Annotated in this window: 5 protein-coding genes; 2 read left to right on the top strand and 3 right to left on the bottom strand. The window is 32.1% G+C overall.

Annotated elements, in window-relative coordinates; translation table 11 throughout:
- Window positions 1-191: 191 nt before the first annotated feature.
- Window positions 192-1,127, top strand: coding sequence for a substrate-binding domain-containing protein (locus CN514_RS19930; protein ID WP_098234082.1), 936 nt, complete (start codon window positions 192-194; stop codon window positions 1,125-1,127).
- A 113-nt stretch (window positions 1,128-1,240) separates the two neighbouring features.
- Here the strand turns inward: CN514_RS19930 and CN514_RS19925 are convergent, their stop codons facing one another.
- Window positions 1,241-1,546 (bottom strand): LysR family transcriptional regulator, encoded by a 306-nt coding sequence (locus CN514_RS19925; protein WP_098234081.1) that lies wholly within the window; start codon window positions 1,544-1,546, stop codon window positions 1,241-1,243.
- Window positions 1,547-2,536: 990 nt separating this feature from the next.
- Between CN514_RS19925 and CN514_RS26895 the strand changes: the two genes are divergently transcribed.
- The gene (locus tag CN514_RS26895) at window positions 2,537-2,806 is read left to right on the top strand and encodes a VanZ family protein (RefSeq protein ID WP_098234084.1); all 270 of its coding nucleotides are present in this window, start codon (window positions 2,537-2,539) and stop codon (window positions 2,804-2,806) included.
- Window positions 2,807-2,889: 83 nt separating this feature from the next.
- On the opposite strand, the gene CN514_RS19915 is transcribed toward CN514_RS26895, so the two are convergent.
- Window positions 2,890-4,362, bottom strand: coding sequence for a sodium:solute symporter family protein (locus CN514_RS19915; protein ID WP_098234080.1), 1,473 nt, complete (start codon window positions 4,360-4,362; stop codon window positions 2,890-2,892).
- Between the two features lies 1 nt (window position 4,363).
- Window positions 4,364-4,570 (bottom strand): DUF3311 domain-containing protein (locus CN514_RS19910; RefSeq protein WP_353652087.1); only part of this gene is annotated, 207 nt, incomplete at its 5' end.

Here is a 4,570-nt window from a genome sequence, read left to right as displayed (position 1 = left end):
ATTATCGATAAAAATAAAGAATAAAGTCGTTTCATTATTCATCTGCCTTCCTTTTTAAAATATAACTAGTTATATCTAATTATATTTAGTTATAACTAAACAAGAAATAGAATTTTAAAATTTTCATTAAATTTACTAGGAATATGCTTTTTAAAAGGCATTGAGTTAAAATAGGAAATGGAGGGATGTAAATGACGATGGAACTTTCCTATACAATCGAAGAAGTGTCACAGTTTTTAAAAGTATCGAAATTAACCATTTATGACCTTGTCAAAAAAGGTGAATTACCTGTATTCCGTGTAGGAAGACAGATGAGAATAGCAGCAAATGACTTGGATAATTACATAAAAAACAATAAAACCAATCAGAACACCACATTGCCTGCCTCTGTTTCTGAACCTCGCAGAAGCGATCCAAAAGAATCAAATCATGTTGTTATTAGTGGCCAAGATTTAGTTTTAGATATGCTCGGTAAACAGATTGAGAAAAACTCAACTTATAAATCTTTAAGATCTTTTACTGGAAGCTTAAACAGTCTTATTTCTATGTATAATGGAGAATGTGACATCGTTAGCCTTCATCTTTTTGACGGAGATACAGGAGAGTATAATCTACCATATCTTAATAAAATTTTAGTGGGACACCCATTTATCTTATTTAATCTGCTATCTAGGAAAGCAGGTTTATACGTTAAAAAAGGTAACCCTTTAAATCTTAACTCTTGGAAAGATTTAGAGCGCGAAGATATAAAGATTGTAAATAGAGAGAAAGGTTCGGGTGCGCGAATACTTCTCGATGAACAGCTCCGTATCAACGAAATATCTTCTAAAAAGATTAATGGATATGATCATGAAGAGAGCAATCATTTAAGCGTGGCCTCCGCCGTCTCTACTGGGGTAGCAGATGTTGGAGTCGGAATTGAAAAAGCTGCTAAAATTGTAGGAATTGATTTTATTCCACTAATCACAGAACAATATGACCTGGTTATCTTAAAAACCCCTGCAAATGAACGACTGATCAGAATTGTCACAGAAATTTTATCTTCAAATCAGTTTCAATCAGAGGTTGATTCTTTAGGAGATTATGATACCTCCAGAACAGGGAAAATTATTTATGAGACAAATTAAAAGAAGGCTACTGAATTTGTAGCCTTCTTTTTTGCCGTATATTTGAAAAGTAAGAGTTATTCTAAAAAGACCCAATCAATTAGTATGTGGTCCTTATTTAAAACTATAAAGAGTTAAAACATACTTACATCATACATTGTATTAACAGAAGGTTTTTTATGTAAGGATTTAATTTCCTCTTCTATTTCGCGACAATTCCTTACGATTTCCTTTATATGTGAAATAATTTGTAAACATTCAAATGTATGCACCACTTTAGATTCGTCGTCACACTCAATTAGCTTTATGCCGAATTCAATTTCTAAACTAATGATTGATTCTTTCATATCAGCTTCATTAATAAAAAATTTCTGTGCTGCAATCGTAAAGGAACCACTTTCTAAAACTCCACAAAGATGACTTAATTGTTCAATTTTCATATAACTTCCTCCATACTCTAAGATGTTCCTTTTCCTGATCTAGTTTAATTATATTAAGTGTTGATGTGATTTTAATTTTGAAAAAAAGTATCAATATTGTTTTTTCTGATTAAATAATGATTTTTCACTGAATTAATCGTTTATAACTGCGTATGTAATCTCCTTCCTAAAAACCAACTGACCAAATTCAAATGATTCCAACTCAATAAATGAAAAATTCTACAATTAAAATTGATTTCCCTTTGATTTAAACTTGGGTTATTTTTGCCTTGATTTTATTGAATTTTACAGTTTGATACCGCTAATTTCAGAAGAAATCTATGTTAAATAGGCCAATATTATATTGCTCAAATAGAAAAACCACCTATAAATGGTGGTTTTCTTAGGGTTTCTCTATTTTTGCAATCTTTTTAGCTATAAATATCCATTTGGGGGAATTGGGTTAAAAGCTGGTAACAATCGTTATGTTACATCTTTTGTTACTAAGAAAATTTCTTGATCTAATCAAATTAATTTATAAGTTTCTAAAATTCGACATAAAAATGATGATAGAAAACTATACAAGTATGATATTCTCTAGATGTAATAAAACGATTGGAAACTTGGGTAAATATTCTAATTTATAATATTCAAGGTTCTGGATCCCTAATTTATTATGTCTGGTATTATGAAAGGCTGGTACTATTGAATGTTAAATTTCTTATATCCTAGCATAATCATCTCTACTTTTTTTATCCTATTTTTTGGATATCAATTTCTAAAAGGTTCAATAACTCTCCTAAAACTTCTTTATGGTTAATCTTTGGTATTTACTTTACATGCCTTATTAATTTCACTTTATTTCCATTCCCCTATCAAAAAATTAATTCAAGTAATGATAGAAGATCAGTTGGGATATCATCATAATTTAATTCCCTTTAAATCGATCATAGATACCATCTGTTATGGCTCAATTTCAATTGTTCTAAAACAAATTGCTGGTAATGTTTTATTATTCATACACTAGGTTTTGCATTCCCTATTCTATTTTTCAAAATAACAAACAGAAAAACGATTTTAATAGGTTTTACATTAAGTCTAGTAATCGAATTAATTCAAGCTACCTCCGGGCTGTTCCTTGGCTATAACTACAGATCATGTGATATTGATGACTTAATACTAAATACAATTGGAACAATTATAGGACTAGCTCTTTATAAAGCAAGTTCCAGATACTTTAAAAGTTTTGAAGAGGTCAAAGATAAAAACCTAACTTCGTAAATCTCCTAGATTTTTAAGAATGCCTACACCAAAAATAGGAGTTGATTAAATCAATCAACCCCTTGTTACAAAGTAAATCTTATTTAAGCTACAATTTCTTTTTTGCTTTGAACCGCTATGTTTTTAGTCAGTAAGCTTACAACGACTAAAAATACAAGATTTACAACTAAGCCAATCACACCGATATTCAAATCTTTAATATATTGAGGCAGTGCTGGGAATAATGAACCGATTGTTGTATTACTTATAGTGACATAAGTAACTGTTGCAGCTCCAGTAAGAATACCAGCGAATGCACCTTGCTTCGTTACAAAGTTCTTTTTCATTAAACTAAAGACAAGTGTTGGGAACAATTGCGTAACTAGACTGTATCCCATTAAAAGCAGAGTTACTAATGTAGTTCCACCATTAAATGTGAAATAAACTGCGAATAAAGCAACCACAGGAACTAGGTATTTAGCTAAAACTGCAACCTGCTTTTCTGTTGCTGTTGGTACAAACACTTTATAAATATTTTTTGATATTAAAGTAGCAGATGCCATTAGAATCATCGAGCCAGGCACGATTGCCGTCAGTACCCCTGCTCCACCAATGATTCCAACAAACCACGGGTTAAAAGATTGTTTACTTAATTTTAATAAAGACAGATCAGCATCCGGACCTTGTAGTCCAGGAACTTGAAGGATTGCTGCAAATCCAACGAAAAACACAAATAGCAATACAAGTTGGTATAAAGGCATGATAATCGCATTTTTACGAAATACGTTTTCACTTTTAGCTGAATAAACAGAGCCAAAAGTATGCGGCCACATATAAAATCCTAAAGCTGTTAGAAGAACCGTAGAATTAAACCAAGATACACTTAATCCCTCTTTTGGGAGACTTAAAAAACCTGGTTTAGCTTTATCAACTGCCTCAAACATCGCTTGAAATCCACCATAATAATGAATAGGTAGATAGATTCCTAGAAAAAGAACAACACCAAGAATCATAATATCCTTTAACGCTGCAGTCCATGCAGATCCATGGATACCAGAGATCATTACATAAATCGTCACTGAAATTGCACCTATCCAAATTGCAAAGGTTGGTGAAATCATTCCATAAGAAGCTTCCGAAACAATGCTTCCCAATCCTTTTAACTGTAGAACTAAGTAGGGAATTACAGCAGATACACCAACTAGTGAAACTAAAACGCCAAGGGCTTTACTTTTGTATTTACTTGCGAAAAAGTCCGGTTGAGACATTAAATTATTTTCTTTAGCATATTTCCATATTTTTGGAAGCAACCAATAAGACATAATATAAGCAAGTGCACCATAAGCAGTGATATAGTAGGTTGGACCTCCCTTTCCATAAGCCCAACCACTTCCACCTAGGAACGTAAAGGTTGTATAGATTTCACCAGCCATTAAGAGAAAGACGAAAATAGTACCAAATCCTCTGCCTCCAACACTCCATTGCTCAAGATTCATGTCTTTTCCTTTCCTAGCTTGTACCCCTAGAAAAATCGATACTGCAAGAAAAAGAAAAATTATAATTAATGCACTATTCATCTTATCTGTCCCCCTTATTAGCCGAATCTAATTTAAAGATAATCCACATAACTGGTGTTGAAAAAACAGTCCAAAGTACAACCCAAAAAAGGAGAAAAGGCATTCCCAGTACAAATGGCTCAACGTGGTTTGCCCAAGATGAAAAGCCTAGAATAGCAATAAATGGAATAAATGCTAATAAATGATAGATTTTCAAAAATTGTTCCCC

It is taken from the genome of Bacillus sp. AFS001701 (assembly GCF_002559405.1).
In the GTDB taxonomy this organism is placed as follows: domain Bacteria; phylum Bacillota; class Bacilli; order Bacillales; family Bacillaceae_G; genus Gottfriedia.
Note: the sequence above shows the minus strand (reverse complement) of the source record. Positions and strands in the feature narration are given on the sequence as shown.